Raw genomic sequence first — 1,708 nt, forward strand, 5'->3', positions numbered from 1 at the left:
TTCACAATAATTCATCAATCTTAATTAGATCACATTTTTACTTTAATTGGTATAAATCATAGTGTTTCGCACGTCAGTCGAATAACTTACACAAAAGATTTTCCCGCAGCCCACAGCTCTTAGCTCAGGTGTTCCCCAAAACCAACTCATGATTAGGACTACATCATTTCTGATTCCAGCTGTGAGGTGACTCGAGCATGATTTCAAACGTTTATAGCTTTAAGTTTAGCATTCAGATACTCGAGCCATACGCGCTGTAGATGTTTCCTTTATTAAGTGAGCGGCTCTCAGTGTTAGTTAACAGCCTTTCGGCTACGAAATCTGACTTCTGCTCTATCTGTGAATCTATAGGATACGTGTAATTAGGGCTCTATCATGGAGGCTTCTCTTAAGAACGCTAGAGCTCATAATGAGTCGACTTAATGTCTCTTGTTATGCATTGAGCTTAAAACCACTCTCGATGGTATTGAGCGACTCGTTCTAAGTACTTCAAAGGGTGAAAGTAGGCTAGATTCAGCTTAAAGGTGAGAGTCGCTAAGTGTGTTCCCAAGTGGTGCCTGAGGGGTATATAAGCTAAGAAATAGAGCATCCCTCGTATTCGTGAAGTGACGTTTATCACCCTGCGGATTTAGATTCCTTGGTTCTAGGTGCTGGTATATTAGGGGTTACCACTCTGTCTTCGATTTTGATGTGTTTGTTGACTCGATATTAATCAGTCGTGTTGACCGTTTTGCTCTGAGCATATTGATTTCTTGCTGGTTAGTTCAAGCTATGTTTTGGTTATTGCGACTAAGATGAAGCTAGAAGGTCACTACTGTTTGCTTAGTAGAAATAAAAATCCCCCAAATCATTGGCGGATAGTTTTGTGATTCTTTTCAGAATTAGATAAAGCCTTAAACCTAATGGGTCGAATTATGAAATTGAGTTTTAACTTTGAAGATGCGAGCCAGATCTTTGTGGGATCTTTTGCCTTGGCCGTGCCGATTTCTTTTTCTGAAGAGGCTTGGAAGTTAGGGGAGACTTTACCTACCGCTAATCTATTGCTGCTATTTTTACTGTCTGCGGTGTTCTTAGGCTTCTATACGTATGAGAGTGTCTTTCAAAAAGATGTTGTTGCTCGGTTGCCGGTGTTTATTTTCAGAATAGTGATTGCTTATGTTATGACGGCATTGGTCGTTGCTTTGGTACTGACTTGCCTGGACAAATTACCTCTATTGAGTGATCCCGTCGTATCGATCAAAAGAGTGATTGTTATTTCAATGCCAGCCTCTATGGGCGCTATTGTAGTGGATAGTTTTGATAAAGAGTAATCTGTGTATCAATTTGGATTGAAGTGTCTTACAGAGCTTTTCAGCGCTTACTTGATTCGTTATTTAGCTTTCTTACCTCCAAACTTAGTATTGATTTTTTCAACCGATCTCCTAGTCAATAAAATGAGTAGCAACGTACTGTGACTGACTCTTACGTGAATGTGTCGTTTGTTGTTGGGAGATTTTGAAGAGCATTAAGTAGCGAAGATTTGTAGCTTTGGAAGGATATAAAAACGGTTGGTTTCTGAATTGAATATGGTATTTGAAAGGTGAGGGTAGTTGTATTAATAAGTTAGGATCTTTAGATGCAAAAAAGCCGCATCAATGATGCGGCTTCTTTTAATTGGCTCCCCTTGCAAGACTTGAACTTGCGACATACGGATTAACAGTCCGCCGTT

General features: G+C 39.8%; 1 protein-coding gene. It reads left to right on the plus strand.

What is annotated here, in order from left to right; translation table 11 throughout:
• Positions 1-914 precede the first annotated feature (914 nt).
• Positions 915-1,310: a DUF2391 family protein gene (locus tag AB6E51_RS24345; protein WP_017060180.1), complete on the plus strand. Its 396-nt coding sequence runs from the start codon at positions 915-917 to the stop codon at positions 1,308-1,310.
• Positions 1,311-1,708: the final 398 nt, after the last annotated feature.

This window comes from Vibrio sp. 10N.247.311.47, from assembly GCF_041467535.1.
In the GTDB taxonomy this organism is placed as follows: domain Bacteria; phylum Pseudomonadota; class Gammaproteobacteria; order Enterobacterales; family Vibrionaceae; genus Vibrio; species Vibrio crassostreae_C.